The sequence below is a fragment of the Aquabacterium sp. genome, assembly GCF_021768455.1.
Classification (GTDB): domain Bacteria; phylum Pseudomonadota; class Gammaproteobacteria; order Burkholderiales; family Burkholderiaceae_C; genus Aquabacterium.
In genome coordinates, this window is the sequence record NZ_JAIZVX010000052.1 from 1 (window position 1) to 24,793 (window position 24,793).

The 24,793-nt window shown below is 66.0% G+C and carries 16 protein-coding genes; 7 read left to right on the top strand and 9 right to left on the bottom strand.

Going from position 1 to position 24,793, the window contains the following annotated elements; translation table 11 throughout:
- Positions 1-766 (top strand): DUF1624 domain-containing protein (locus tag QZ994_RS08810; RefSeq protein ID WP_290871039.1); only part of this gene is annotated, 766 nt, incomplete at its 5' end.
- A gap of 25 nt (positions 767-791) precedes the next feature.
- Complete coding sequence (gene rpiA / locus QZ994_RS08815; protein ID WP_290871041.1) at positions 792-1,463, top strand: ribose-5-phosphate isomerase RpiA; 672 nt, start codon at positions 792-794, stop codon at positions 1,461-1,463.
- On the opposite strand, the gene QZ994_RS08820 is transcribed toward rpiA, so the two are convergent.
- The 6 genes from QZ994_RS08820 to QZ994_RS08845 form a co-directional block, all read right to left on the bottom strand.
- Positions 1,453-2,736, bottom strand: a complete 1,284-nt coding sequence (locus QZ994_RS08820; protein WP_290871043.1) for a TIGR03862 family flavoprotein — start codon at positions 2,734-2,736, stop codon at positions 1,453-1,455. The genes rpiA and QZ994_RS08820 overlap by 11 nt on opposite strands.
- A 2-nt stretch (positions 2,737-2,738) precedes the next feature.
- Positions 2,739-3,398: a glutaredoxin family protein gene (locus QZ994_RS08825; protein WP_290871045.1), complete on the bottom strand. Its 660-nt coding sequence runs from the start codon at positions 3,396-3,398 to the stop codon at positions 2,739-2,741.
- A gap of 43 nt (positions 3,399-3,441) precedes the next feature.
- Positions 3,442-5,493: a M3 family metallopeptidase gene (locus QZ994_RS08830; RefSeq protein ID WP_290871048.1), complete on the bottom strand. Its 2,052-nt coding sequence runs from the start codon at positions 5,491-5,493 to the stop codon at positions 3,442-3,444.
- Positions 5,494-5,528: 35 nt separating this feature from the next.
- Positions 5,529-6,392 carry a bifunctional methylenetetrahydrofolate dehydrogenase/methenyltetrahydrofolate cyclohydrolase FolD gene (gene folD / locus QZ994_RS08835; RefSeq protein WP_290871050.1) on the bottom strand — a complete coding sequence of 288 codons (864 nt, stop codon included), beginning with the start codon at positions 6,390-6,392 and terminating at the stop codon, positions 5,529-5,531.
- A gap of 108 nt (positions 6,393-6,500) precedes the next feature.
- A complete protein-coding gene (locus tag QZ994_RS08840; RefSeq protein ID WP_290871052.1) occupies positions 6,501-7,142 on the bottom strand; it encodes a response regulator transcription factor in 642 nt (213 codons plus the stop codon).
- Complete coding sequence (locus QZ994_RS08845) at positions 7,139-9,727, bottom strand: PAS domain S-box protein (RefSeq protein WP_290871054.1); 2,589 nt, start codon at positions 9,725-9,727, stop codon at positions 7,139-7,141. Before QZ994_RS08845 ends, QZ994_RS08840 begins: the two co-directional genes overlap by 4 nt.
- A gap of 191 nt (positions 9,728-9,918) precedes the next feature.
- Between QZ994_RS08845 and aceE the strand changes: the two genes are divergently transcribed.
- The 3 genes from aceE to lpdA all read left to right on the top strand — a co-directional run bounded on the left by aceE (position 9,919) and on the right by lpdA (position 16,231).
- A complete protein-coding gene (gene aceE, locus QZ994_RS08850) occupies positions 9,919-12,618 on the top strand; it encodes a pyruvate dehydrogenase (acetyl-transferring), homodimeric type (RefSeq protein WP_290871056.1) in 2,700 nt (899 codons plus the stop codon).
- Between the two features lie 93 nt (positions 12,619-12,711).
- Positions 12,712-14,382: a dihydrolipoyllysine-residue acetyltransferase gene (aceF, locus tag QZ994_RS08855; RefSeq protein WP_290871058.1), complete on the top strand. Its 1,671-nt coding sequence runs from the start codon at positions 12,712-12,714 to the stop codon at positions 14,380-14,382.
- A gap of 13 nt (positions 14,383-14,395) precedes the next feature.
- The gene (lpdA, locus tag QZ994_RS08860) at positions 14,396-16,231 is read left to right on the top strand and encodes a dihydrolipoyl dehydrogenase (protein ID WP_290871060.1); all 1,836 of its coding nucleotides are present in this window, start codon (positions 14,396-14,398) and stop codon (positions 16,229-16,231) included.
- A gap of 73 nt (positions 16,232-16,304) precedes the next feature.
- On the opposite strand, the gene QZ994_RS08865 is transcribed toward lpdA, so the two are convergent.
- On the bottom strand, positions 16,305-18,635 hold the full coding sequence (locus tag QZ994_RS08865) for an HAD family hydrolase (RefSeq protein ID WP_290871063.1): 2,331 nt from the start codon (positions 18,633-18,635) through the stop codon (positions 16,305-16,307).
- A 142-nt stretch (positions 18,636-18,777) separates the two neighbouring features.
- Here QZ994_RS08865 and QZ994_RS08870 point away from each other — a divergent pair, with 142 nt between their 5' ends.
- Together QZ994_RS08870 and QZ994_RS08875 are read left to right on the top strand one after the other, a co-directional pair.
- Positions 18,778-19,200, top strand: coding sequence for an MbcA/ParS/Xre antitoxin family protein (locus tag QZ994_RS08870; RefSeq protein ID WP_290871065.1), 423 nt, complete (start codon positions 18,778-18,780; stop codon positions 19,198-19,200).
- A 14-nt stretch (positions 19,201-19,214) separates the two neighbouring features.
- Positions 19,215-19,871, top strand: coding sequence for an RES family NAD+ phosphorylase (locus tag QZ994_RS08875; RefSeq protein WP_290871067.1), 657 nt, complete (start codon positions 19,215-19,217; stop codon positions 19,869-19,871).
- Between the two features lie 21 nt (positions 19,872-19,892).
- Here QZ994_RS08875 and QZ994_RS08880 read toward each other — a convergent pair whose 3' ends face one another.
- Complete coding sequence (locus QZ994_RS08880) at positions 19,893-23,207, bottom strand: error-prone DNA polymerase (protein WP_290871071.1); 3,315 nt, start codon at positions 23,205-23,207, stop codon at positions 19,893-19,895.
- A gap of 87 nt (positions 23,208-23,294) precedes the next feature.
- Positions 23,295-24,773, bottom strand: a complete 1,479-nt coding sequence (locus tag QZ994_RS08885) for a DNA polymerase Y family protein (RefSeq protein WP_290871069.1) — start codon at positions 24,771-24,773, stop codon at positions 23,295-23,297.
- Between the last annotated feature and the right edge of the window lie 20 nt (positions 24,774-24,793).

Below are 24,793 nucleotides of genomic sequence, written 5' to 3' on the forward strand. Positions count from 1 at the left end.
CGACGCCCTGCGCGGCATCGCCCTGGTCTGGATGGCGCTGTTCCACTTCTGCTTCGACCTGAGCAACTGGCGCCTGATCGACGCGAACTTCTACAGCGACCCCTTGTGGACCATCCAGCGCACCTGCATCCTGTCGCTCTTTCTGCTTTGCGCCGGTGCCGGGCAGGCCGTGGCACTGCATCAGGGGCAGGGCTGGGCCCGCTTCGGCAAACGCTGGGCCCAGGTGTTGGGCTGTGCCTTGCTCGTGAGCCTGGGCAGCAGCCTGATGTTCCCCAACAGCTTCATTTACTTCGGTGTGCTGCATGGCATGGCCGTGATGCTGCTGATCGCCCGGCTGAGCGCTCCCCTGGGCCCCTGGCTCTGGGCCTTGGGTGCGCTGGCCGTGGCCTTGCCGTGGTGGGTGCAGCACCCGGCTTTCGACACCCGCTTCACCGACTGGGTGGGCCTTTACACCCACAAACCCATCACCGAAGACCACGTGCCCCTGCTGCCCTGGCTGGGCGTGATGTGGTGGGGCATGGCCGCCACCCAGTGGCTCTTGCGACACCGTCCGATGCTGCTGGCGTCGCCTGTGCCCAAGGAGCCCGGCGCGCCACAGCCAGGCACTTCCGGCGACAATACCGCTCTGGCGCCCAGACCGCCTGCGCTGTGGCGCTGGCTCGCCACCCTGGGGCGCTGGAGCCTGACGTTTTACATGGTGCACCAGCCCATCCTGATCGGCCTGCTGGCCGCATGGATGTGGCTCACGGGCCGCGCCATGCCCTGATTTTCTGAACCGCTGAGACACCCTCATGACCCAAGACGAACTCAAGGCCCTGGTGGGCCGCGCCGCCCTCGACTACGTGCCATCCGGCAGCATTGTGGGTGTGGGCACCGGCTCGACCGTCGACAAGTTCATTGACGCCCTGGGCGAAGCGCTCAAGGCCGACCCGAAGCGCGTGGCCGGTGCCGTGTCCAGCTCCGTGCGCAGCACCGAGCGCCTGCAAGGCCTGGGCATCACCGTGCTGCCCGCCGAGTCGGTCACCGAACTGGGTGTCTACATCGATGGCGCCGACGAGATCGACCATGCCGGCCACATGATCAAAGGCGGTGGCGCGGCCCTGACCCGCGAAAAAATCGTGGCCGACCTGGCCCAGCAGTTCGTGTGCATCGCAGACGAGTCCAAGCTGGTCGAGGCCCTGGGCAAGTTCCCGCTGCCGGTCGAGGTGATCCCCATGGCCGCGGCCCAGGTGATCCGCGCCTTTGCCAAGCTGGGCGGTTCGGGCAAGGTGCGCGAAGGCGTGACCACCGACAACGGCAACCTCATCGTGGATGTGACCGGCCTGCGCATCCTGGCACCCGCCCAGTTCGAGTCCGATGTGAACCAGATCCCGGGCGTGGTCACCGTGGGCGTGTTCGCCCGCAACAAGGCCTCGGTCTGCCTGCTGGGCACCTCGGCTGGCGTCAAGACGCTCAGCTTCTGAGCAACCAGGCCAGCGCGCCGCGTGCCGCCTGGCGGCCGGTGGCCATGCTGGCCGTCAGCAGGTAGCCCCCGGTCGGGGCCTCCCAGTCCAGCATCTCGCCGGCGCAGAAGACCCCGGGCTGGCCCTTCAGCATCAGCTCCGGCGTGAGGCCCTCGAAGCGCACGCCGCCCGCGGTGCTGATGGCTTCGTCGATCGGGCGGGCGCTGCGCAGCGTGATGGGCAGCGCCTTGAGCGCTGCAGCGAGGCTGGGCGCGTGGTTCAGCTGCTCGGCGCTCAGGCATTCGTGCAGCAGGGCCATCTTCAGCCCCTGGATCCCCAGGCGGCTCTTCAAATGCGTGGACAGGCTGCGTGGCCCGCGGGCACGACCGACTTCGGCCAGCACCTGTTCGGCCGTGTGGCTGGGCAGCAGATCCAGGTGCACCGTGGCCGTGCCCGCGCGGTTCAGTCGTTCGCGGATGCGACTGGAAAAGGCGTAGACCAGGCTGCCTTCGATGCCGGTGTCCGTCAGCACGAACTCGCCCTGCTGGCGCTGGGTGTCGCCTTCATCGTTGGTGAACGACATGGCAACCGGCTTGATGGGCTGGCCGGCAAACCTGTCACGCAGGAATGCGCTCCAACCTTCGCGATCCGGGCCAGTGGGGGCCACGTCGAAGCCACAGTTGCTGGGCTGCAGCGGGGCCAGATCGGCCCCTCGCTCGGCCAGCAGAGGCACCCAGGTGCCATCCGAGCCCAGACGGGCCCAGCTGGCACCGCCCAGGGCCAGGATGGTGGCATCGGCGGTGTGCCTGATCTCACCCTGCGGGCTCTGCAGCCTGAGCGCGCCCGTTTCGTCCCAGCCCAGCCAGCGATGGCGCGCGTGGAAGCGTACGCCGGCTTCACGCAGGCGGTGCAGCCAGGCGCGCAGCAGGGGGGCGGCCTTCATGTCGGTCGGGAACACGCGTTGGGAGCTGCCCACGAAGGTTTCCACGCCCAAGCCCGCGGCCCAGTCGCGCAGGTCTTGGGGTGTGAAGGCCGCCAGGGCCGGCGCCAGCGAGGCCGAACGTTCGGCAAAGCGGGTGCCGAAGCGTTCAAAGTCTTCCGCGTGTGTGAGGTTGAGGCCGCCACGGCCTGCCAGCAGGAACTTGCGTCCCACCGAGGGCATGGCGTCAAAGAGGTCGACGCTGGCGCCGGACGCGGCCAGCACTTCCGCGGCCATCAGGCCTGCGGGACCACCACCGACCACGGCCACACGGGGCACCGGGCCCGTGGGGCGGGTAGAGGTAGAAGAAGACAAGGTCAGAAACGGAAACCGGGTGGGGTGCTGCCTGCCGGGGCAGTGGGCGCAGCGGGGGAGGGCTGAGGCGTCGATTCAACCTCAGAGGAGCCGCTGGCGGGGGCCACCTTCACGGCCACAGGGGCCAGTGGCGTGGCCGTCGCCCAGCGGTGATTCAGGGGCAGGACGGATTTGGCCGGATACCCGGCCGCATCGAGGTAGGACGTCCAGTCGGTGGCCGAGTAGCCCAGCAGCTGCTTGCTGCCGATGCGCAGCACGGGCAGTTGTTCAGTGCCTTCCGTGCGTTGCAGGGCCTTTGCGTCTTCGGGGGTGCTCACCGATTTTTCGGTGAAGGGCACGCCACGGGCCTTGAGCAACTGTCGGCCCGCGTCACAGGGGGCGCAGACCTGACTGCTGAACAGCACCACCGGGTAGCGGCTCACCACTTTCTGCAGCTCGTAGGGCAGGGTGTCGGTCGAGCTGACCGAGCCGTTGGCCTTCAGCGCCTGGGCCGCTTGATTGGCCGGGGCCCGGTCGGTGTAGGTGACCTTGCCATCGGGGCCCACCACCTTGTAGAGCGCCCAGGCGGGTGAGCTCAGACCACCCAGGGCCAGCAACAAGCCACCGAGCCAGGCAATTCGCCGTGCGGTCGGAGAGGATGAGGGAGAGGCCTGGCGGGTCATGGGCAGTGGGCTTTGGGGGCGATCAGGTTGGGCGGGCCGCGGCTCAGCTCATGCCCTGGTGACGCAGCAGGGCGTCGATGCTGGGCTCACGTCCGCGGAAGGCCTTGAAGTTCTCCATGGCCGAGCGGCTGCCGCCGGCTTCGAGGATGGCTTCGCGGTACAGGCGGCCCACATCGGTGTTCAGGACGCCAGCGCTGCCATCGGAAGCTTCTTCGAAGGCCGCATAAGCGTCCGCCGAGAGTACCTCAGCCCACTTGTAGCTGTAGTAACCCGCGGCGTAGCCGCCTGCAAAGATGTGTGAAAAGCTGTGTTGAAAGCGGTTGAAAGCCGGCGGGATGTTGACCGCGACCTCCCGACGCACTTCGTCCACCACGCCTTGCACGTTGCTGGCCTGGGCAGGTTCGGCGTGCAGGCGCATGTCGAACAGCGAAAACTCCACCTGACGCAGGGTCATCATGCCGCTCTGGAAGTTCTTGGCCGCGTTCATCTTGTCGAACAGCGTGCGCGGCAGGTGGGCGCCGGTGTCCACATGGGAGGTGAGCTGCTGCACCACGTCCCACTCCCAGCAGAAGTTTTCCATGAACTGGCTGGGCAGCTCGACCGCGTCCCACTCCACCCCGCTGATGCCGGCCACGCCGATGTCATCGACCTGGGTCAGCATGTGGTGCAGGCCATGGCCAAACTCGTGGAAGAGCGTGGTCACGTCGTCGTGGGTCAGCAGGGCCGGCTTGTCGCCCACACCCTTGGCGTAGTTGCAGACGAGGTGGGCCACGGGGGTCTGGGTCTGGCCGTTGTCGGGGCGAGTCCAGCGTCCGCGGACATCGTCCATCCAGGCGCCTGGGCGCTTGCCTGCGCGGGCATAGGGGTCCAGGTAGAACTGACCCACCAGCTTGCCGGCGCGCTCGATGCGGAAGAAGCGCACCGACTCGTGCCACACGGGTGCCACATCAGGCTGGATCTGCACCTCGAAGAGCTTCTCGATCAGGCCGAACAGGCCCTTGAGCACGGTGGGCTCGGTGAAGTACTGCTTCACTTCCTGATCACTGAACGCGTAGCGGGCTTCCTTGAGCTTTTCGCTGACGAAGGCCACGTCCCAGGCCTGCAGATCGGGCAGCCCGCACTCGGTGGCGGCGAATTCGCGCAGCTCGGCCATGTCCTTCTCGGCGAAGGGGCGGGCGCGTCGGGCCAGGTCACGCAGGAAGTCCATCACCTGTGTGGGGCTGGTGGCCATCTTGGGCACGAGCGACACGTCGGCGAAGTTGGCGTAACCCAGCAGCTGGGCCTCTTCCTGGCGCAAGGCCAGGATCTCCTGCATCAGCGGGCCGTTGTCGCGCTCGGGCGCACCAAACTCGCTGGCACGCGTGGCGTAGGCGCGGTAAAGCGTTTCGCGCAGCGGGCGGTGCGTGGCGTATTGCATCACCGGCAGGTAGCTGGGCATGTGCAAGGTCAGCTTGTGGCCTTCCTTGCCCTCGGCTTCGGCCGCCGCACGGGCGGCGTCGATCACATCCTGCGGCACACCGGCCAGCTCATCCAGGCTGGCGTAGTGGGCGAATGCGTCGGTGGCGTCCATCACGTGTTCGGAGAAAGCCTGGGACTTGGCCGCCTGCAACTCCTGGATCTCGGCAAAACGGGCCTTGGCCTCACCTTGCAGCTCGGCACCACCCAGCACGAAGCCGCGCAAGGCGTTGTCGAGTGCGCGCTGGCGGGCGGGGCTCAGGCGCTGTTCGGCCGGCAGCGAAGCCTGGGCGGCATTCAGGGCCTTGTACTTGGCATAGAGGCGCTCGTCGGAGCCCAGGCGCGTGTAGAACTCGGTGATGCGCGGCAGGTTCTCGTTGTAGGCGGCCCGCAACTCGGGCGTGTCGGCCACGCTGTTGAGGTGGCCCACCGCGCCCCAGGCACGGCCCATGCGCTCGGTGCTCACATCGAGCAGCAGCGAGAGGGCGTCGTAGTCGGGCGGCACATCGGGGCCGGTGACCTTGACCAGAGCGGCTTCCGCTTCGGCCAGGAGCACGTCCAGTGCGGGTGTCACGTGTTCAGGCTTGATCTGGTCAAACAGGGGCAAGCCGGTGGTGTCAAGCAAAGGGTTGGTGCTCATGGTCGGGTGCGTTGTCCTGCGGTGTGGCGGGTGGATCAGGTCCGTTGGGCGGCGGCCCGTTCGGCCGCTTCCATGGTGTTGACCAGCAACATGGTAATCGTCATCGGGCCCACGCCGCCGGGCACGGGCGTGATGGCCCCGGCCACGTCCTTGACACCGTTGAAATCGACGTCGCCGCACAACTTGCCGTGGTCATCGCGGTTCATGCCCACGTCGATCACCACGGCGCCGGGCTTGACCATGTCGGCGGTCAGCACATTGCGCTTGCCCACGGCGGCCACGATCACATCGGCCTGTCGGGTGTGGTGAGCCAGGTCGGCCGTGCCGCTGTGCGTGATGGTCACGGTGGCATTGGCCTGCAGCAGCATCATGGCCATGGGCTTGCCCACGATGTTGGAGCGGCCGATCACCACGGCGTGTTTGCCACGCAGGTCCTTCATGCCGATGGATTCGAGCATCTTCATGCAGCCGTAGGGCGTGCACGCCTTGAAGCCGGTTTCGCCCACCATGAGGGCGCCGGCGCTGGCAATGTGGAAGCCGTCCACGTCCTTCAGGGGCGAGATGGCCTCGATGACCTTGTGGTCGTCGATGTGCTTGGGCAGAGGTAGCTGCACCAGGATGCCGTGGATGCTCGGGTCGTTGTTCAACGCCTCGACGCGGGCCAGCAGATCGGCTTCGCTCATCGTGGCGTCGTACTTTTCCAGCACGGAGTGCAGGCCACTGTCTTCGCAGGCCTTGACCTTGTTGCGCACGTAGACCTGGCTGGCCGGGTTGTCGCCCACCAGGATCACTGCCAGTCCGGGCTTGATGCCTTGTGCGCCGAGGGCGGCGGCGCGTTCGGCCACCTCCCCACGCAGTTGCTTGGACAAGGCGTTGCCGTCGATGAGTTGAGCGGTCATGGTCGTTTCCTGAGAGCGGGGATCAAACTGAAAAAGGCCGCCACATGCTGAGTGAGGCGGCCTTCTGGCGGGCAGCGCTGGCCAAGGGCCGCGCCACCTCGTATGGCTTTACTTTGTGGGGGCGCCGCCGGCAGGGGCGTTGGCACCCAGGGCGATCTTGAGCAGGTCGGCCACGGTGTTGGCGTTGAGCTTTTCCATCACGTTGGCGCGGTGGGCTTCCACAGTCTTGATCGAGATGCCCAGGTCGTCGGCGATCTGCTTGTTCAGGCGGCCGGCCACGATGCGCTCGAGCACCTGGGCTTCACGCGTGGTCAGGCGCGAAAGCAGCGCCTCGCGGCTGGCGGCTTCCTGCGAGCTGGAGAAGGCGTTGCGAGCCTCGTCGAGCATGCGCTCGACCAGGGCCACGAGGGCGTCTTCCTTGAAGGGCTTTTCGATGAAGTCCATCGCGCCCTTTTTCATGGTGTTCACAGCCATCGGCACGTCGCCATGGCCGGTGATGAACACGATGGGCAGGGGCGACTTGCGCTCCAGCAACTTGTCTTGCAGCTCCAGGCCGCTCATGCCATCCATGCGGATGTCGGCGATCAGGCAGGCCACTTCACGCGGGTCGAACCGGGCGAGGAAGGATTCGGCGCTGTCAAAGCAGCGCACGCGGTAGTCCTTGCCTTCCAGCAGCCATTGCAACGAGTCGCGAACGGCCTCGTCGTCATCAACCACATACACAGTGCCTTTTTTGGGGATCAAGCTCATGGGTTATCGGCAAGCAAGTCGTTGGAGGCGGGTGGCGCCGAATCCTGAAAATCGGACGGCGCACCCGAGTCGATCGGCAGGGTAAAGGTGAAGCAACACCCTGTAACCGTAGGGCCATTGTAGATGTTCTCAGCCTTGATGCGACCGTGGTGTGACTCGATGATCGAGCGGCACAAACTCAGGCCAATCCCCAGGCCCTCGGCTTTGGTGGAATGGAAGGCCTCGAAGAGGCGGGCAAGCATCTCTTCCTTCATGCCCGGGCCACTGTCGGTGACGGAAAATTCGACGACATCGCCCTGATCCTCGAAATAGCGCTGCTGCACGCGGAGGTCGATGTGGCGACGCGACTGTGGCATTTGCGCCCCGTCGATCGCCTCGGCCCCGTTTTTCAGCAGGTTGAGCAGCACCTGCTCGATCAGGATGGGGTCGGCCATCAGCATGGGCAGGCGGTTGGCCACGTTGGCATGCAGCGTGACGCGGCGGCGCTTCATCTCGAACACGGCCAGCTCCATCACGGCGTCTGTGATGTCGCGCACGCGGGCCGGCTGGCGCTGGGGCTCGCTGCGCTTCACGAACTGGCGGATGCGGTGGATGATCTGGCCCGCGCGTTGGGCCTGTCGGGAGGTTTTTTCGAGGGCGCCGATCAGGGCCTCGTTCTCGATGTTGCCGGCGTTGACCCGGCTGATCATGCCGCTGCAGTAGTTGGAGATGGCTGCCAATGGCTGGTTCAACTCGTGTGCCACGGTCGATGCCATTTCGCCCATGGTGATCAGGCGGCTGGTGAACTGGGCTTTTTCCGCCTGCCGGGCGGTGGCCTCTTCGGCCTGCTTGCGCGAGCTGATGTCGGTCGCGATCAGCATCTGGGCCAGGTGGCCGTCGGTCCACTGCACGTAGCGGGCGCGCACGTCGAACCACTTCTGCACGCCTTCGATGAAGACCTCGTGCGTGTCGCTGCCCGCGTTGGTCAGCTCCTGCGTGGGCAGGCCGCCAAAGCTGTCGACGGCCTCATCGGCCTCGCCCTCATAGTCGGGCTGAAGGCGGCCGCCGGTGAGCAGCGAGTGGGTGTCGGGGTTGGCGCCGAACCACAGTCGGTAGGAGCGGTTGGCAAACAGCAGTTCGCCACGCTGCACCGAAACCACCGACACCGCCGCATCCAGGCCTTCCAGCACGGTGGTGAAGCGTTCATGGGCGGCGGTGAGTTGGTCGCGCACGCGCTTGGCCTCGGTGATGTTCGTGACCGAGGTCATCCAGCCGGTCTGGTCGCCCTGGGCATCGATCAGGGGGGAGACGTAGAGGCGGGCGTCGAACTGGCTGCCATCGCGGCGCTGCATCACCACCTCGATGCCGCCCATGGGACTGCGGCCCAGCAGCTCCTGCTGGAACATGCGGTTGAACTCATCGAGGCGGTCGCGTGGCCAGTAAGGGTAGGGCGGCACGCAACCCAGCAGCTCTTCTTCGGAAAAACCGGTCATGGCGCAAAACGCCGGGTTCACGTAGGTGATGCGTCCTTCCAGGTCGATGGTGCGCATGCCGGTGAGCATGGAGTTCTCCATCGCGCGACGGAAGTTGGTTTCCTGCACCAGCGTTTTCTGGATCTGCGAGCGGCGTCGCATGTGGCGCAACGTGCCCATCAGCGTCCACACGGTCAGCGCAGAGAGCGCCATGACCATCCAGAACAGGGTGTTGCCGATCAGGCTGGAGGAGGTCCGAAAACCCATGCCCCGCAGGATCAGGCCGTTGCCCACAGGCGTCACCACGACCTCGTGCACGAAGGTGGGCTTGGCCGAGGTCTCGGTCACGCTGCCCACCGTGCTGGTCAGGGTTTCGCCGTCGATTTCGACCAGGCTCATGGCGTGGCGGCTGGCCACCTCGCGCGGCACGAGGTAGCGCATCATGGCTTCGAGCGAGTACTCGGTCACCACCGTGCCCACAAAGCCGCTGCGGTCGATCAGCGGGATGTGCACCTGGATCACCTTGGTGGCCAGGGCGTTGGCGTAAGGCTGGGAGTACACCGGCTGGTTGCGCTCTTTCGCCAGGCGGAAAGCACTGTGGGGCTCGTTGCGCTCGGCTGCGCCGTCCTGTGGCTCCAGTTGGCGGCTGAACTGGTCGAGGTCGATGCCCTGGCCTGGCTCCAGCGGCAGGCCCAGGCTGGACTGGCTGGCCTTGATCCGCTCGTCGGCCTGCACCCACGACACGCTGATCACCTCCGGACGGGCGCGCACGAAGTCGCCAGCCTGTTTCAGGAATTGATCCGGATCAACGGTGCGCATGGAAATGTCGCGGGCCAGGCGGATCAGTTGCTCCTGGTTTTCGATCAGTCGCAGGCGAATCTGTTGCTGAACGACCTCGGTGTCGCGTTTCACCGACTCCTGTTCTCGTTCGATTTCTTCGTTACGCAGGTACCAGAAGGCCGCAATGATCGCGGCCAGGAACAGCAGCACCGACACCAGGGGGCCCAGCGTGGCGTAACGGTCCTGCTGGCTGGGCGATTGTTTGCGCCACCAGCGCCAGAAAAGGCGGTTGGTTTTGCCCGCGGTCGGGGGCGAGGTGGTGACCGGTGTGTCGGTCGAAGCAGAAAAAGGCATGTGTGGATTATCGGTGTGGTCTTCCGCAGGCTGAATGGTCTGTATTCCGCGCTATATTGCTCCCCGGTTTCACAGCGCACCAAAGCTGAAGAACCGTTCCACAGTGACCCGATTCGCGCTGTTTATCCACGGTCGCGCATCTGGCAGAAGCCCCCACCTGGGGCCACTGCCGCTTTCAGGAGACTCAACCCATGTCTGCTCACGATCCTATGGTGTCCGCATCTCTGGACCTGGATCCTCAAGAAACCCGCGAATGGCTGGACGCATTGTCCGGCGTCATTGACGCAGAGGGCCGCACCCGCGCCCACGATCTGCTTGAAACGGTACTTGACCACGCACGCCAGGCCGGCATCGACCTGCCTTTCTCTGCCACCACGGCCTACGTCAACACCATCCCGGCTGAAGACGAAGTGCATTGCCCCGGCAACATCGAGATCGAAGAGCGCCTGCGCGCCTACATGCGCTGGAACGCCATGGCCATGGTCGTGAAGGCCAACCGCCACAACCCGGAAGACGGTGGCGACCTGGGTGGCCACATCGGCTCCTTCGCTTCGCTGGCCCACATGTTTGGCGCCGGCTTCAACCACTTCTGGCACGCCGAAGGTGAAAACCACGGTGGCGACTGCGTCTACTTCCAGGGTCACGTGTCGCCCGGCGTTTACGCCCGCGCCTACCTGGAAGGTCGCCTGACCGAAGAGCAACTGCTGAACTTCCGCCAGGAAGTCGATGGCAAGGGCCTCTCCAGCTACCCGCATCCCAAGCTGATGCCCGGTTTCTGGCAGTTCCCGACCGTGTCGATGGGCCTGGGCCCTCTGATGGCCATCTACCAGGCTCGGTTCCTGAAGTACCTGCACGCCCGCGGCATTGCCGACACCAGCAACCGCAAGGTATGGGTGTTCTGCGGCGACGGCGAAATGGACGAGCCGGAATCCCTGGGCGCGATCGGCCTGGCCGCACGCGAAGGCCTGGACAACCTGATCTTCGTGATCAACTGCAACCTGCAGCGCCTCGACGGTCCTGTGCGTGGCAACGGCAAGATCGTGCAGGAGCTTGAAGGCGAGTTCCGCGGTTCGGGCTGGAACGTCATCAAGCTGCTGTGGGGCAGCGAGTGGGACAAGCTGCTGGCCAAGGACAAGGACGGCGCCCTGCGCAAGCTGATGATGGACACCCTCGACGGTGACTATCAGGCCTTCAAGGCCAACGACGGCGCCTATGTGCGCAAGCATTTCTTCGGCAAGGACCCGCGCACCGCCGAACTGGTCTCCAAGCTGACCGACGACGAGATCTGGAACCTCAAGCGTGGTGGCCACGACCCCCAAAAGGTGTTCGCCGCTTACCACCAGGCCGTGAACCACAAGGGTCAGCCCACCGTGCTGCTGATCAAGACGGTCAAGGGCTTCGGCATGGGCAAGGTCGGTGAAGGCAAGAACACCGTCCACCAGACCAAGAAGCTGACCGACGAAGACATCAAGTACTTCCGCGATCGCTTCAACCTGCCGATCCCTGACGCCGAGCTACCGAAGATCCCGTTCTACAAGCCGGCCGAAGACTCGCCCGAGATGAAGTACCTGCACGAGCGCCGCAAGGCTCTCGGTGGCTACCTGCCGCAGCGCCGCGTCAAGGCCGATGAGAAATTCGTCACGCCCGCCCTGGACACCTTCAAGGCCGTGCTGGAACCGACTGCCGAAGGCCGCGAGATCTCGACGACCCAGGCTTATGTGCGTTTCCTGACCCAGTTGCTGCGCGACAAGGAAATCGGCCCCCGCGTGGTGCCCATCCTGGTTGACGAAGCCCGCACCTTCGGCATGGAAGGCCTGTTCCGTCAGGTTGGCATCTACAACCCGAAGGGCCAGCAGTACACCCCGGTCGACAAGGACCAGGTGATGTACTACCGCGAAGACAAGGCCGGTCAGATCCTGCAGGAAGGCATCAACGAAGCCGGCGGCATGTCCAGCTGGATCGCTGCAGCCACGTCCTACAGCACCTCGAACCGCATCATGGTGCCGTTCTACGTGTACTACTCGATGTTCGGCTTCCAGCGCATCGGTGACCTGGCCTGGGCGGCCGGCGACATGCAGGCCCGTGGCTTCCTGCTGGGTGGCACCTCGGGACGCACCACGCTGAACGGCGAAGGCCTGCAGCACGAAGACGGTCACAGCCACATCCTGGCCAACACCATCCCGAACTGCGTGTCCTACGACCCGACTTTTGCCCATGAAGTCGGCGTGATCCTGCACCACGGCCTCAAGCGCATGGTGGAAGACCAGGAAAACGTGTTCTTCTACATCACCCTGTTGAACGAAAACTACCCGATGCCTGGCCTGCGTGCCGGCACGGAAGCCGAGATCATCAAGGGCATGTACCTGCTGGAAGAAGGCAGCAAGAAGGGCCCGACCGTGAACCTGCTGGGTTCGGGGACCATCCTGCGTGAATCGATCGCGGCCAAGGCCCTGCTCGAAGCCGACTGGGGTGTGAGCGCCAACGTCTGGAGCTGCCCGAGCTTCAACGAACTGGCCCGTGACGGCCAGTCTGCCGACCGCTTCAACCTGCTGCACCCGCTGGAAGCACCGCAAGTGCCTTTCGTGACGCAGCAGCTCCAGGCCCATGAGGGTCCCGTGGTGGCGTCGACCGACTACATGAAGGCCTATGCCGAGCAGATCCGCCCCTTCATCCCGAAGGGCCGGACCTACCGCGTGCTGGGGACCGACGGCTTTGGCCGCAGCGACTTCCGCAGCAAGCTGCGCGAGCACTTCGAGGTGAACCGCCACTACGTGGTCGTGGCCGCCCTGAAGTCGCTGGCGGACGAAGGCAAGCTGCCGGTGTCCAAGGTGGCCGAGGCCATTGCCAAGTACGGCATCAAGGCCGACAAGGTCAACCCCCTCTACGCTTGATCGGAACCCGAAGCTGGTGCGTGGCGCAGACACCGTCGCTGAATGCGGACGGTGTCTCGGCTGCCTGCACCCGCTTCCTCATGGAGCATTCAAATGGCATTGGTTGAAGTGAAGGTCCCGGACATCGGGGATTTTGATGAAGTCGCGATCATCGAGGTGCTGGTGAAGGTGGGCGACACCGTGAAGGCCGAACAGAGCCTGATCACGGTGGAGTCCGACAAGGCCTCGATGGAGATCCCGTCGTCGCATGCCGGCGTGATCAAGGAACTGAAGGTTGCCCTGGGCGACAAGGTGCGAGAAGGCTCGCTGGTGCTGGTGCTGGAGTCGGCCGACGCGGTGACCGCTGCGCCCGCCGCAGCCGCGCCTGCCCCCGCTGCCGCAGTCTCCTCCCCGGTGGCGGCACCTGTTGCCGCGCCCGTGGCCGCACCTGCTGCGGCTGCTGGCCCGATCGAGATCGTGGTGCCGGACATCGGTGACTTCGATTCGGTTGCGGTGATCGAACTGCTGGTCAAGGTGGGCGACACGGTGAAGGCCGAGCAGAGCCTGATCACCGTTGAAAGTGACAAGGCTTCGATGGAGATCCCGTCGTCGCACGCCGGTGTGGTCAAGAGCCTGCTGGTGAAGCTGGGTGACAAGGTGGCCAAGGGTTCGCCGATTGCTGTGCTGGAAGGCGCTGCGGGCGCTTCGGCCCCGGCGGCAGCCCCAGCCGCCGCGGCACCGGTTGCGGCGCCTGCTGTGGCTTCGGCCCCGGTGGCCGCTCCCGCGCCGGTCGCAGCCCCGGCTGCCGCCGTGCCTGCGCACCAGCCTGGCACCCCGAGCGCCAGCCTGCCTCACGCATCGCCCAGCATCCGCAAACTCGCCCGCGAACTGGGCGTGCCGCTCAACGAGCTCAAGGGTACGGGCTTGAAGGGCCGCATCACGCAGGCCGACATCGAAACCTTCGTGAAGGGTGTGATGTCGGGTGCGGTGCAGACGGCTGCGCAAAAGGCCAAGGCGCCCGCCGCTGGCTCCGCTGCAGCGGGCGGTGCCTTCCCGGGCCTGCTGCCCTGGCCGCAGGTCGATTTCAGCAAGTTTGGCCCGATCGAGCGCAAGGACCTCTCGCGCATCAAGAAGATCTCGGGTGCCAACCTGCATCGCAACTGGGTGGTGATCCCGCACGTCACCAACCACGACGAGGCCGACATCACCGAGCTCGAAGCCTTCCGCGTTCAGCTGAACAAGGAAAACGAGAAGTCGGGCGTCAAGGTCACGATGCTGGCCTTCATGATCAAGGCCGCTGTGGCCGCGCTCAAGAAGTTCCCCGAGTTCAATGCCTCGCTGGACGGCGAGCAGCTGGTGCTGAAGAACTACTTCCACATCGGCTTTGCGGCGGACACGCCCAACGGCCTGATGGTCCCGGTCATCAAGGACTGCGACAAGAAGGGCATCTTCCAGATCTCGCAAGAGATGTCCGAGCTGGCCAAGAAGGCCCGTGACGGCAAGCTGAGCCCGGCTGAGATGAGCGGTGGCTGCTTCTCGATCTCGTCGTTGGGCGGCATCGGTGGCAAGTACTTCACCCCGATCATCAATGCGCCCGAGGTGGCCATCATGGGTGTGTGCAAGAGCACCATCGAGCCGAAGTGGGATGGCAAGGCGTTCCAGCCTCGCCTGATCCTGCCGCTGTCGCTGTCGTGGGACCACCGCGTGATCGACGGTGCCGCAGCGGCCCGTTTCAACGTCTACTTCGCATCGTTGCTGGCGGACTTCCGCCGCATCGTGCTGTGATCGGAGGCACGACATGGCATTGATCGAAGTCCAAGTCCCCGACATCGGTGACTTCAAAGACGTGGCCATCATCGAGTTGCTGGTCAAGCCCGGCGACACGGTGAAGGCAGAGCAGAGCCTGATCACCGTGGAGAGCGACAAGGCCTCCATGGAGATCCCCTCGTCGCACGGCGGCGTGGTGAAGGAGCTCAAGGTCGCCCTGGGTGACAAGGTGAACCAGGGCACCGTGCTGCTGGTGCTGGAAGCCGCCGAAGGTGGCGCTGCCGCTCCTGCGCCGGCCGCTGCCCCGGTGGCCGCACCGGCTGCTGCACCTGCGTCGGCCCCGGCTGCCGTGGTGGCTGCACCCGCAGGCCCTGCGGGCAGCTACAGCGGCCCGGCCGATGTGGAGTGCGACGTGCTGGTGCTGGGCGCTGGTCCTGGCGGCTACTCGGCGGCCTTCCGCGCAGCAGATCTGGGCCTGAAGGTCGTGATCGTCGAGCGCTACGCCACCCTGGGTGGGGTGTGCCTGAATGTGGGTTGCATTCCCTCCAAGGCCCTGTTGCATGTGGCGGCGGTGATGGACGAGGTCAGCCACCTGGCCGACCTGGGCGTGGAATTTGGCGCGCCCGCTGTCAACATCGACAAACTGCGCACGCACAAGGAAAAGGTCATCGGCAAGCTGACCGGTGGCCTCGCGGCCATGGCCAAGATGCGCAAGGTCACGACCGTGCGCGGCTATGGTGCCTTCATCGACCCGTACCACGTGCAGGTCGAAGAAACCACGGGCGACGGCCAGGACAAGACTGGCACCACCAAGGTGGTGAAGTTCAAGCAGGCCATCATCGCGGCCGGCTCGCAAGCCGTGCACCTGCCTTTCTTCCCGAAGGACGAGCGCATCGTGGACTCGACGGGCGCGCTGGCGCTGAAGTCGGTGCCCAAGAAGATGCTGATCGTGGGTGGCGGCATCATCGGCCTCGAGATGGGCACCGTCTACTCCACGCTGGGCGCCCGCCTGGACGTGGTGGAGATGATGGACGGCCTGATGCAGGGTGCGGACCGCGATCTGGTCAAGGTCTGGCAGAAGATGAACGCGCCGCGCTTCGACAACATCATGTTGAAGACCAAGACGGTGGGCGCAGAAGCCACGCCCGAAGGCATCAAGGTGCAGTTTGAGGGCCTGGACGGCACCAAGAGCGAAGGCACATACGACCTGGTGCTGCAGGCGGTGGGCCGCACGCCCAACGGCAAGAAGATCGCGGCCGACAAGGCTGGCGTGGCCGTGAGCGACCGTGGTTTCATCCCGGTGGACGTGCAGATGCGCACCAACGTGCCGCACATCTTCGCCATCGGTGACCTGGTGGGCCAGCCCATGCTGGCGCACAAGGCGGTGCACGAGGCCCATGTGGCGGCGGAAGTCATCGCCGGCACGCTGCTGGGTGACGAGAAGCTGGCGAAGTCGCAGTTCGACGCCCGCGTGATCCCGAGCGTGGCCTACACCGACCCCGAAGTGGCGTGGGTGGGCCTCACCGAGGACCAGGCCAAGGCGCAGGGGATCAAGGTCAAGAAGGGCCTGTTCCCGTGGACGGCGTCGGGTCGCGCGATTGCCAATGGCCGCGACGAGGGCTTCACCAAGCTGCTGTTCGATGATTCGCCCGAGGCCCATGGCCACGGCCGCATCCTGGGCGGTGGCATCGTCGGCACGCACGCTGGCGACATGATCGGCGAGATCGCCCTGGCGATCGAGATGGGGGCCGATGCGGTCGACATCGGCAAGACCATCCACCCGCACCCCACGCTGGGCGAAAGCATTGGCATGGCTGCGGAGGTGGCGCACGGTTCCTGCACCGATTTGCCGCCGAGCAAAAAGTAAGCGAGCTGTCTTCGCTCAATGAGAGAGCCCTTGCCGGCAACGGTGAGGGCTTTTTTTTGACTGGGCGCGGCGTTCAGCGCTCTTTCCAGTCCAGGTTGAAGGCGCTGTCCGGCAGGATCCAGCAGTCTTCGGGACGGGTGTAGCCCAGGCTGGCGAGGCTGCCTGGGCTGGCCGCGAGTTGGGGGGTGACGATGGCAAACAGCTTGTCGGCCTGCCCTGCGACCTGGGACAGCGGGACGGGAGGCGTGCCATGCGCCAGGCCTTGATCGGCCCAGGGAGACTGGGCTGCACAGAGGGCGACTTCGACGCCAGCGGCTTCGAGCGTGAGGCGGTAGGGCAGGGTCTCCAGCCCCTTGCCAAGCAAGGCCACCTGGCGCCCACGCAAGGGCAGAGGGCCCATCAAGTCGGTTGCGAGAGGACGCTGCGCCATGCGGTGAAGGGCTTCGCAGGCGATGAAGAAGCCCTGTTCGGGCCGCAGGTGCATGACGTAGTCGGTGAAGTGCTGGCGATCGGTGATGTAGCGGTTCATCTCGATCAGACCAAAGCGGGGGTCCTCAGCGCACAGGCTGCGGATCACGCGATTGAGCCGCAGGCATTGGCGGCGGTACTGGGGGAAACTTGGCAAGGCATTGCGGAAGTAGTTGAATTCCGGCAGTGTCATCAGGAGGATGCGGGTGTGGGCGGGCATGCGGTCCGCGATCCAGCACAGGTTTTCCCGGAAGCGTTCCGGCGTGATCAGGCCCAGGCTGTCGAAGTGCTCGCACAGCCATTTGTCCGCGTCTTGACCCTCTGGGGGCATGACTGGCGTGACGCTGTAGGTTGCGCTCTCGCTCAAGACCACGCGCAGCTGGTCCTGGTCGCGCTTCTGATGAATGAAGAGTTCGGCGTCGTCGTTGAAGGAGAAGAGGGCGTAGTCGTGCTGACCGTTGAACAACTGGGTCTGGAAGGCGCCTTGTCCGGTGTAGTTGTGGAAGTGTTGGCGGCAGAAGGCCTTGTCGTCGTCGCTCATCTCGAAGCAGGAGCGCAGGTATTCGGTGGCGACGTTGACGCCGCGGGCGTTGCCGCGGAAGGTGTTGCACTCGAACGTGACGTCGGTCAGCGCATTGGCGAGGGTGCCGACGAGGTAATACATGTCGCAGGCGCCCGAGGCAAAGATGCGCAGTTTGCGGTGCGCAACGGGGTCAGCCTGGAGGGTTGTGGGCGCGTTCGCAGTGGGAGACGCGGTGTCGAGGGTGATGTAGTCGAGCGGGACGTCGCTGTCGAAGGGCGATGAAGCGGTCTCGCCCACGACGTCCAGTTTGGGGCGTCCCAGGTGCGCGTAGACCCATTGCTCGATGCCCAGGTTGATGATCCGGCAGGAGAAGAGGAAGTGCTCGAGCGTGTGGCCTTGCAGGCAGTACCAGCCGATCACGCCATGGTCTCCAAAGCGGTCTCGCACGCTGACGGTGGCGGTGGTGCGTGCAGGGTCAGCGATCAGGGTGCCGACCTCCTCCAGCGTGAGCCGTTGTTTGGTGAAGTTCAACTGGTTGGTGCGCGTGAGCATGTCGTGCACACGCTCGGCGTCATGGGGTGCGGTGGACGTGATGCGCACATGGATGTCGCTCTGGCGCAGGAAGGCTTCGTTGCTTGAAGCGGTCATTCGTTCCTGGACGCGCTGTTCCAGCAATTTGTACTGGGCCAGCCTGGCGCCGCCGTCGGGTTTGCCTTTCAGTTCGGGCCGATGGAGCAGGTTGGGGAGTTCCTGGGCGTCCAGGGTTTGCAGGCCAGCGTTGTAGAAGTGGGCCTCTTCCAGGTTCTGCGGGTTGTCGTCGATGAAAAGAACGTTCTCGGCGCGCAACTGGGCCTGTTCGATGATCTCCTTGATCAACTGCCCTTTGGGCGCGAAGGCAATGTGAGGGAAAACGAACTGGTCCCAGATCCCAGCCTGTTCCAGTCTTTGCCGGGCTGCGGCAAAGTCGTTCTTGGAGCAGATGGCATTGACGATGCCGCGCCGGGTGAGTTCCCGGACCATCGCCACATGGGCTGGCGGGATCACAAGGGTGTCGCCCTCGGCAAGGGTGCCCCGCCAGAAAGTGTCATCCAGATCCCAGATCACGAGTTTCACGGCCGGGCGCGGGGTGAGCGCCTCGCTCAAGGCCTGGTCGTATCGGTCCAGTCGGGAAAGGGTGGCCAGGCGATCTGGCTGGTGATGGGCCGCATGGCGCAGGAGTTGACGTATCGCATCGCCGGCCAGGCGCACGCTGCGGCTGTCTGGCACGGCCTGTTCCACGGCGTCCAGGGCCTCGGGCAACATGTTCCGGATTTCAGGCGACTCCCTGTCCGCCAGGTACACCAAGGCCTCTCGGATGGTGCCAGCGAGGTGGCGTGCGCGTTCCTGGTTGTCGGTGGTGATGGCAGCAGTCATGGCAGCGTTGGGCAGTCTGTTGTTGGATCTTAGGATTGCGTCCGGCAAGGCAAAACCCGCTGATCCCGCCTTTTCAACCTGCTTTTTGGCTTTGCGACGTCTGGTTGTGGACTCTGCGTGCAGGAAGGTCTAAAATGGAACGATGAGTGCGCTTCTTCATCCCGCCACATCGCCCGCACCAGGCGCGCCGTCTGTGCAACAGATGGGTGCGGCCGGGTTGCGGGCTTTTGCGCGTCTGGCAGAGGCCTGGGGCCTTTCGGTGGACGAGCAGATCACCCTGCTGGGTCAGCCGGCGCGCTCCACCTTTTTTGCGTGGCGCAAGGCCCCGGAGTCGGCCAAGCTGTCGCGCGACACGCTGGAGCGGCTCTCCAACCTGCTGGGCATCTACAAGTCGCTGCAGATCCTGTTGCCGGATGAGCGGGCCGATGTCTGGGTGCGGCAGCCCAACACAGCCGCGCCTTTTGGCGGGCGTTCGGCGTTGTCCCGCATGCTGGCGGGCAATGTGTCCGACCTGTTCGCGGTACGGCGTTACCTGGATTCGGTGCGCGGTGGGGGCTGGTCCTGATCGCGCTGCGACGTGTGCGGTGGCAGCCCGCCCACCGCATCATTCCTACTCGTTACCCGACGGTCTACATCTTCGATCGCATCGCCGATCCGGCCGATTTCGATGCGCTGTACGCGCTCGAGGCCCTGACCAACGACCGCCTGCGTGACGAGGCCGGGGTGATCGACATGGTGCCCGCGGCCGATCGCATCGTGGGGCCTGGTTCGGGGCCGATCATGGCGGCGTTCACGCATGTGAACCCCACGGGCAGCCGGTTCTCGGACGGGTGCTTCGGCATGTTCTACGCGGCCCGCGAAAAGGCGACCGCGATTGCCGAGACGCAGTATCACCACGCGCGGTTTCTGGCGGCGACGGCCGAGCCACCCATGCAGCTCTCGATGCGGCTGTATGCGGTGAAGGTGAGTGCCATGCTGCACGATCTGCGTCCGGCCGATGCCGTGTCGCCCGAGGTGCATGCGACGGACAGTTATGCGGCCTCTCAGGCTTTGGGCGCGCAGTTGCGACAAGAGGGCGCGACGGGCGTGGTGTACCGCAGCGTGCGCCACGAGGGTGGGGAGTGCGTGGGCCTGTTCAAGCCGAAGGGCGCCTCGCAGTGCATGCACGCGGCCTACCTGCTTTATGTGTGGGACGGCAGCCGCTTCACCGACGTGTTCGAGAAAATCGAAGCTTGAGCCTGGGGGCTGCGGCGGTGCTCAATGGAAGTCCCGGCTGTGCGTGGCCAGGCGGCCGAGCAGGGGGGTGAGGTCGTGCAGGCGCTCGGCGATCAGGTGGCGCACCTCGCCCTGGCGCTGCCATTTGCCGTCGACGGCCATGAGGCGGCTGTGCACGAGTTCGCGGCGCTGCTTTTCCTTCAGGTGTGCCCAGACCACCACGTTGACGGTGCCGGTTTCATCTTCCAGGGTCACGAAGACCACGCCCGAGGCCGTGCCCGGTTGCTGGCGCACGGTGACGATGCCGCAGGCACGCGCCAGCTGGCCGTTTCGGTAGCCTTGCAGTTCGGCCGAGGTTTTCAGGCGCATGGCGGCCAGGTGCGGTCGCAACAGCGCCAGCGGGTGACGCCGCAGGCTGAGGCCGAGGGCGGCGTAGTCGAAGGTGATGTCTTCCGCCTCGGGGGGGGCTTCAAGCTGCAGCGGCGCTTCGTGCACGGGGACTTCGCGCAGCAGGGCAGGGGCCTTGTGCAGTGCCGCAGCCTCCCAGACCTGTTGTCTGCGGTGGCCGGCCAGGCTTTCGAGGGTGTCGGCGCTGGCCAGGGCGCGCAATTCAGCCTGGCTCAGGCCGGCACGGCGCGCGAATTCATCCACATTGGTGAAGGGGCCGCCTTGCTGGCGGGCGTCCACGATGCGTTGCAGGGCGTCGTGACCGAGGCCGGCGATGAGGCGCAGCCCGAGTCGTACGGCGGGTTGCGGGGTGGCAGGCTGAGGTGGCGTGGCGTGTGAAAAACGGTGGTCTTTGGGGCGCGTGGCGGCCTGAATGGGGCGTTGTGCCCAGGCAGCAGAAGCCTCGGTTTCGACCAGGTGGGTGTCGACCGCGCTGTGTTGCACGTCGGCCGGGAGGACGTCGACGCCATGGCGGCGAGCGTCCTGCACGAGCTGGCTGGGCGAGTAAAAGCCCAGCGGTTGCGCATTGAGCAGGGCGGCCAGGAAGGCGGCGGGTTCATGGCATTTCAGCCAGGCGCTGAGGTAGACCAGTTTGGCAAAACTGGCGGCGTGGGACTCGGGGAAGCCGTAGGAGCCGAAGCCCTCGATCTGCTGGCAGATCTGCTCGATGAAGGCGTCTTCGTACTGTCGGTAGCGCATGCCTTCGACGATCCGGGCCTTGAAGCGGTCGACTTCGCCTTTCTTGCGCCAGGAGGCCATGGCGCGGCGAAGCTGGTCGGCCTGGCCAGGCGTGAAGCCGGCAGCCAGCACGGCGATCTGCATGACCTGCTCCTGGAAGATGGGCACGCCCAGGGTGCGGGCCAGGGCCTCGCCCAGTCGCGGAGGGCTAGGCAGGGGCGCGTTCGGGTCGGCACGAAGGGCCTCGCGGCGCTGCAGATAGGGGTGGACCATGCCGCCCTGGATGGGCCCTGGGCGCACCAGGGCCACTTCGACGACCAGGTCGTAGAAGGTGCGGGGCTGCAGGCGCGGCAGCATGCTCATCTGAGCGCGGCTTTCGATCTGGAAGACGCCGATGGTGTCGGCGCGGCAGACCATGTCGTAGGTGTCGGCGTCTTCCTGCGGGATGTCCTGCATGCGAAAGACCTGGCCGCGACGCTGGCCGACGAAGTGCAGGGCGCGGCGGATGGCGCTCAGCATGCCCAGGGCCAGCACGTCGACCTTCATCAGGCCCAGGGCCTCGAGGTCGTCCTTGTCCCACTGGATGATGCTGCGCTCGGGCATGGAGGCGTTTTCGATGGGCACCATGCGGCTGAGCTGGCCGCCGGCGATGACGAAGCCGCCTGTGTGCTGGCTGAGGTGGCGCGGGAAGCCGATGAGCACGCGGGTCAGTTCCAGCCAGATCTGCACGCGGCGCGAGCTGGGATCGAGCCCGGCCTCGGCCAGTCGTTCGGCCATGTGCTCGCTGCGGTCCCACCATTGCAGATGGCGGGCGGCCTGCTCGGTCTCGTCGAGGCTGAAGCCCATGGCCTTGCCGACGTCGCGCAGGGCGCTGCGGGTGCGGTAGCTGATGACGGTGGCGGTGAGCGCGGTGCGGTCGCGGCCGTATTTGCGGTAGATGTACTGGATGACTTCTTCGCGGCGGTCGTGTTCGAAGTCGACGTCGATGTCGGGCGGCTCGCCGCGTTCCTTGGAGATGAAACGCTCGAACAGCAGGGTGGCCTCTTGCGGGTTGACCTCGGTGATGCCCAGGGCGTAGCAGACGGCGGAGTTGGCCGCGCTGCCGCGCCCCTGGCAGAGAATGCCCTGGCTGCGCGCGAAGCGGACGATGTCTTCCACGGTGAGGAAGTACTTTTCGTAGGCCATCTCGTGGATGAGCCGCAGTTCGTGCACGATGCGCTTTCGCACCCCCCATGGTGCCCCTTGCGGGTAGCGCACTCGCAAGCCAGCCAGGGTGAGGTGGCGCAGGTGAAGAGGCGGCGTGCTGCCTCGCGGTACGACCTCTTCGGGGTATTCGTAGCGGAGTTCGTCGAGGCTGAAGTGGCAGCGCGCGGCCACATCGAGTGTGGCGGCCAATAGGTCGGCCGGGTAGCGCTGGCTCAGGCGCAGGCGGCTGCGCAGGTGCCGCTCGGCGTGGCGTTCCAGGGCCAGGCCACATTCGGACACAGGCTGACCCAGGCGCACGGCGGTCAGCACGTCCTGCAGGGGTTTGCGCGAGCGCACGTGCATGAGCACGTCGCCACTGGCGACCAGGGGCAGGCTGTTGGCCTCGCCCACACCACGCAGGCCGTGCAGCCACCAGGCGTCATCAAGGTGATGGTGCAGGGCCACGCCCAGCCAGAGTCTGCCGAGGAACAGGCCTTGCAGCCAGGCGGCCTGCTCGTGGATGGGCTGCCAGACGGTGTCAGGCGTGTTCTGCCCGGGCTCCTGTTTCTGGCGCATCAGGGCAGCCCTCGCGTGAGCGCGGTCTGGCAGGTAGATGAGCACGCAGCCTGAGAGTGATGCCGACGTGAGTTGGTGACGGTGCAGGGGGCTGGCGCCTTTGCCAGGTTCGGCGCGACGCAGGGCCGTGATGAACTGGCACAGGCTGGCATACCCCTCGCGGTGGCAGGCCAGGGCGACGAGCTTGGCAGGTGGCACTCCGGCCTGGGCTTCTGCCTGGGTGGGGCTGATCAGGAACTGGCTGCCGATGAGCAGCTGGAAGGTGTCGGCCCCTGGCAGGCCGGACTCGCGCGCATCTCGCAGGGCCAGGTGGGCGCGCACGACGCCGGCCAGGGTGCAGTCGTCGGTGATGGCCAGGCCGCGGTAGCCCAGGGCCAGGGCTCGCTGGATGAGCTCTTCGGCGTGCGAGGCCCCTTGCAGGAAGCTGAAGTTGCTGGCGGCGTGCAACTCGGCGTAATCGGGCAGCCCCATGTGGCGCAGGCCAAGGGGAAAGAGTGCCTCCATCGAGGCCGAAGATGCGTGCCGGGGTGCGACGGGCATGGTGGAAACCGCAGCGGGTCAGGCAAAAAAGCCGTGCAGGAACCAGGGGCTGCGGAGATCGCCGGGTTCGCGGCGCACCTTGAAGACCCAGAGCAAACCGGCCCGCTCGCTGCTGGCCAGGTAGTAGTCGCGAGCGCTGTCTGTGAGGCCGAGGGCGGCCTCTGCCTCTGGCGCGGTGCGGTCCCACCAGCCAGCTTCGATGCGGTGTGGGCCGGCCAGCAGGCGCAGCGTGCCCTGGTAAACGGGGCGTTCCTGCCGGCCCTGGGCGTCGCGCTGCAGGGACAGGGGCTGCGGTTGGGGCAGCAACCAGGTAGGGGCGGGCAGGAGCTCGCCCATTGGCAAGGTGGTGAGGGGCTGTCCCGGGCATGTGCGTGATAAGGGCGCAGCAAGCGTGGCCGCTGCGGCACCGGAGAACGCTTCCCAGCGCTGGCTGTGGTCCAGGCGGTGGTCGCCTTGCAGCCGACCTTGCTGCACGCGCTCCGGGCCCAGGCGCACGGCCAGCTTGTCGAGCAGGGTCAGCAGGCGGGCTTCCTGCTGGCGCAGTGCCGATGGTGTGCGCAGGGCGTCGGGCTGGAGCAGGCTGCTGCCACCGGTGTCGATGAACAGGTCGGCGTTGTCGGTCACCAGGGGGGCGATGTCGGCCGCGTGCAGGCCCACCTCGCCAACAGGGGCTTGCAAGGTGATGCGCCGCAGGTGCTCGGCCAGCAGGGACCGCAGGGTGCGCAGGTCCTGGCTGGGCGTGGCCAGGCGCACAGGCCATTCGCCTTGCTTGTCGGCGTCGCGGCGTTGGCCATCGTGCTGCCAGCGCAGGGTGAAGCTGCGCACGCCGGCGTGCTGGCCTGCCAGCCAGGCGCAGAGGCGCTGGAGCAGCAAGTCGGCCGCCTGCTGCATGCCAAGGGCCGAATCGACCCGGCCAGGCAGTTCCACCCTGGCTTCGAATTCATCGGGCAGGGTCACCCAGTTGAAGGCCTCGGGGCGCAGGCCTGCGGCCTGATCGAGTGCGCGCAGGGGCTCTGCACCCAGGCGCCGGCTGAGGCCATGTCGGGGCAGGTTCAGCACATCGCCCACGGTGCGGCAGCCCAGGCGGCTCAGCGTGGCCTCGTGCGCGTTCAAGGCGCTCAAGGTGTGCAGGGGCAGATCGGCCAGCCGCCGAGGTCTGGGACGTTGCGAGCAGCGCGCCTGGGCCAGGGCCGCCAGAGCCGTGCGCCCATGGGCCCAACCTTGGCAACCGGCCTGGGCAGCGCCCTCGGCCAGGCGGCGCAACAAGCGCCCCTGGCCACCGAAGAGGCGCCGGCTGGCCTCCCACTCCAGCACCACGCTGTCTTCCAGCATGGCCACGCGGGGGCTCCATTGCAGGCACCACCAGGCCAGGTGCTGGCGGTCGAGCACAGTGGGCTTCGCGTCGTCTGTGGCCTCAGTGGGTGGCGCGAGAGGGCAGCCCTGTGCCGACGGCGAGGGCATCGCCGAGGCGGGGATCAGGGCGGTCCAGATTGGCATGGTGGGCAGGGTGGTGGGGC

Coding starts and splice junctions, on each gene's coding strand:
- QZ994_RS08840 (WP_290871052.1), bottom strand. CDS start 7,142: ATGAGCTTGATCCCCAAAAAAGGCACTGTGTATGTGGTTGATGACGAC.
- QZ994_RS08845 (WP_290871054.1), bottom strand. CDS start 9,727: ATGCCTTTTTCTGCTTCGACCGACACACCGGTCACCACCTCGCCCCCG.
- aceF (WP_290871058.1), top strand. CDS start 12,712: ATGGCATTGGTTGAAGTGAAGGTCCCGGACATCGGGGATTTTGATGAA.
- QZ994_RS08880 (WP_290871071.1), bottom strand. CDS start 23,207: ATGGGGCTGCCCGATTACGCCGAGTTGCACGCCGCCAGCAACTTCAGC.
- QZ994_RS08870 (WP_290871065.1), top strand. CDS start 18,778: ATGAGTGCGCTTCTTCATCCCGCCACATCGCCCGCACCAGGCGCGCCG.
- aceE (WP_290871056.1), top strand. CDS start 9,919: ATGTCTGCTCACGATCCTATGGTGTCCGCATCTCTGGACCTGGATCCT.
- QZ994_RS08885 (WP_290871069.1), bottom strand. CDS start 24,773: ATGCCAATCTGGACCGCCCTGATCCCCGCCTCGGCGATGCCCTCGCCG.
- folD (WP_290871050.1), bottom strand. CDS start 6,392: ATGACCGCTCAACTCATCGACGGCAACGCCTTGTCCAAGCAACTGCGT.
- lpdA (WP_290871060.1), top strand. CDS start 14,396: ATGGCATTGATCGAAGTCCAAGTCCCCGACATCGGTGACTTCAAAGAC.
- QZ994_RS08830 (WP_290871048.1), bottom strand. CDS start 5,493: ATGAGCACCAACCCTTTGCTTGACACCACCGGCTTGCCCCTGTTTGAC.
- QZ994_RS08865 (WP_290871063.1), bottom strand. CDS start 18,635: ATGACTGCTGCCATCACCACCGACAACCAGGAACGCGCACGCCACCTC.
- QZ994_RS08825 (WP_290871045.1), bottom strand. CDS start 3,398: ATGACCCGCCAGGCCTCTCCCTCATCCTCTCCGACCGCACGGCGAATT.
- rpiA (WP_290871041.1), top strand. CDS start 792: ATGACCCAAGACGAACTCAAGGCCCTGGTGGGCCGCGCCGCCCTCGAC.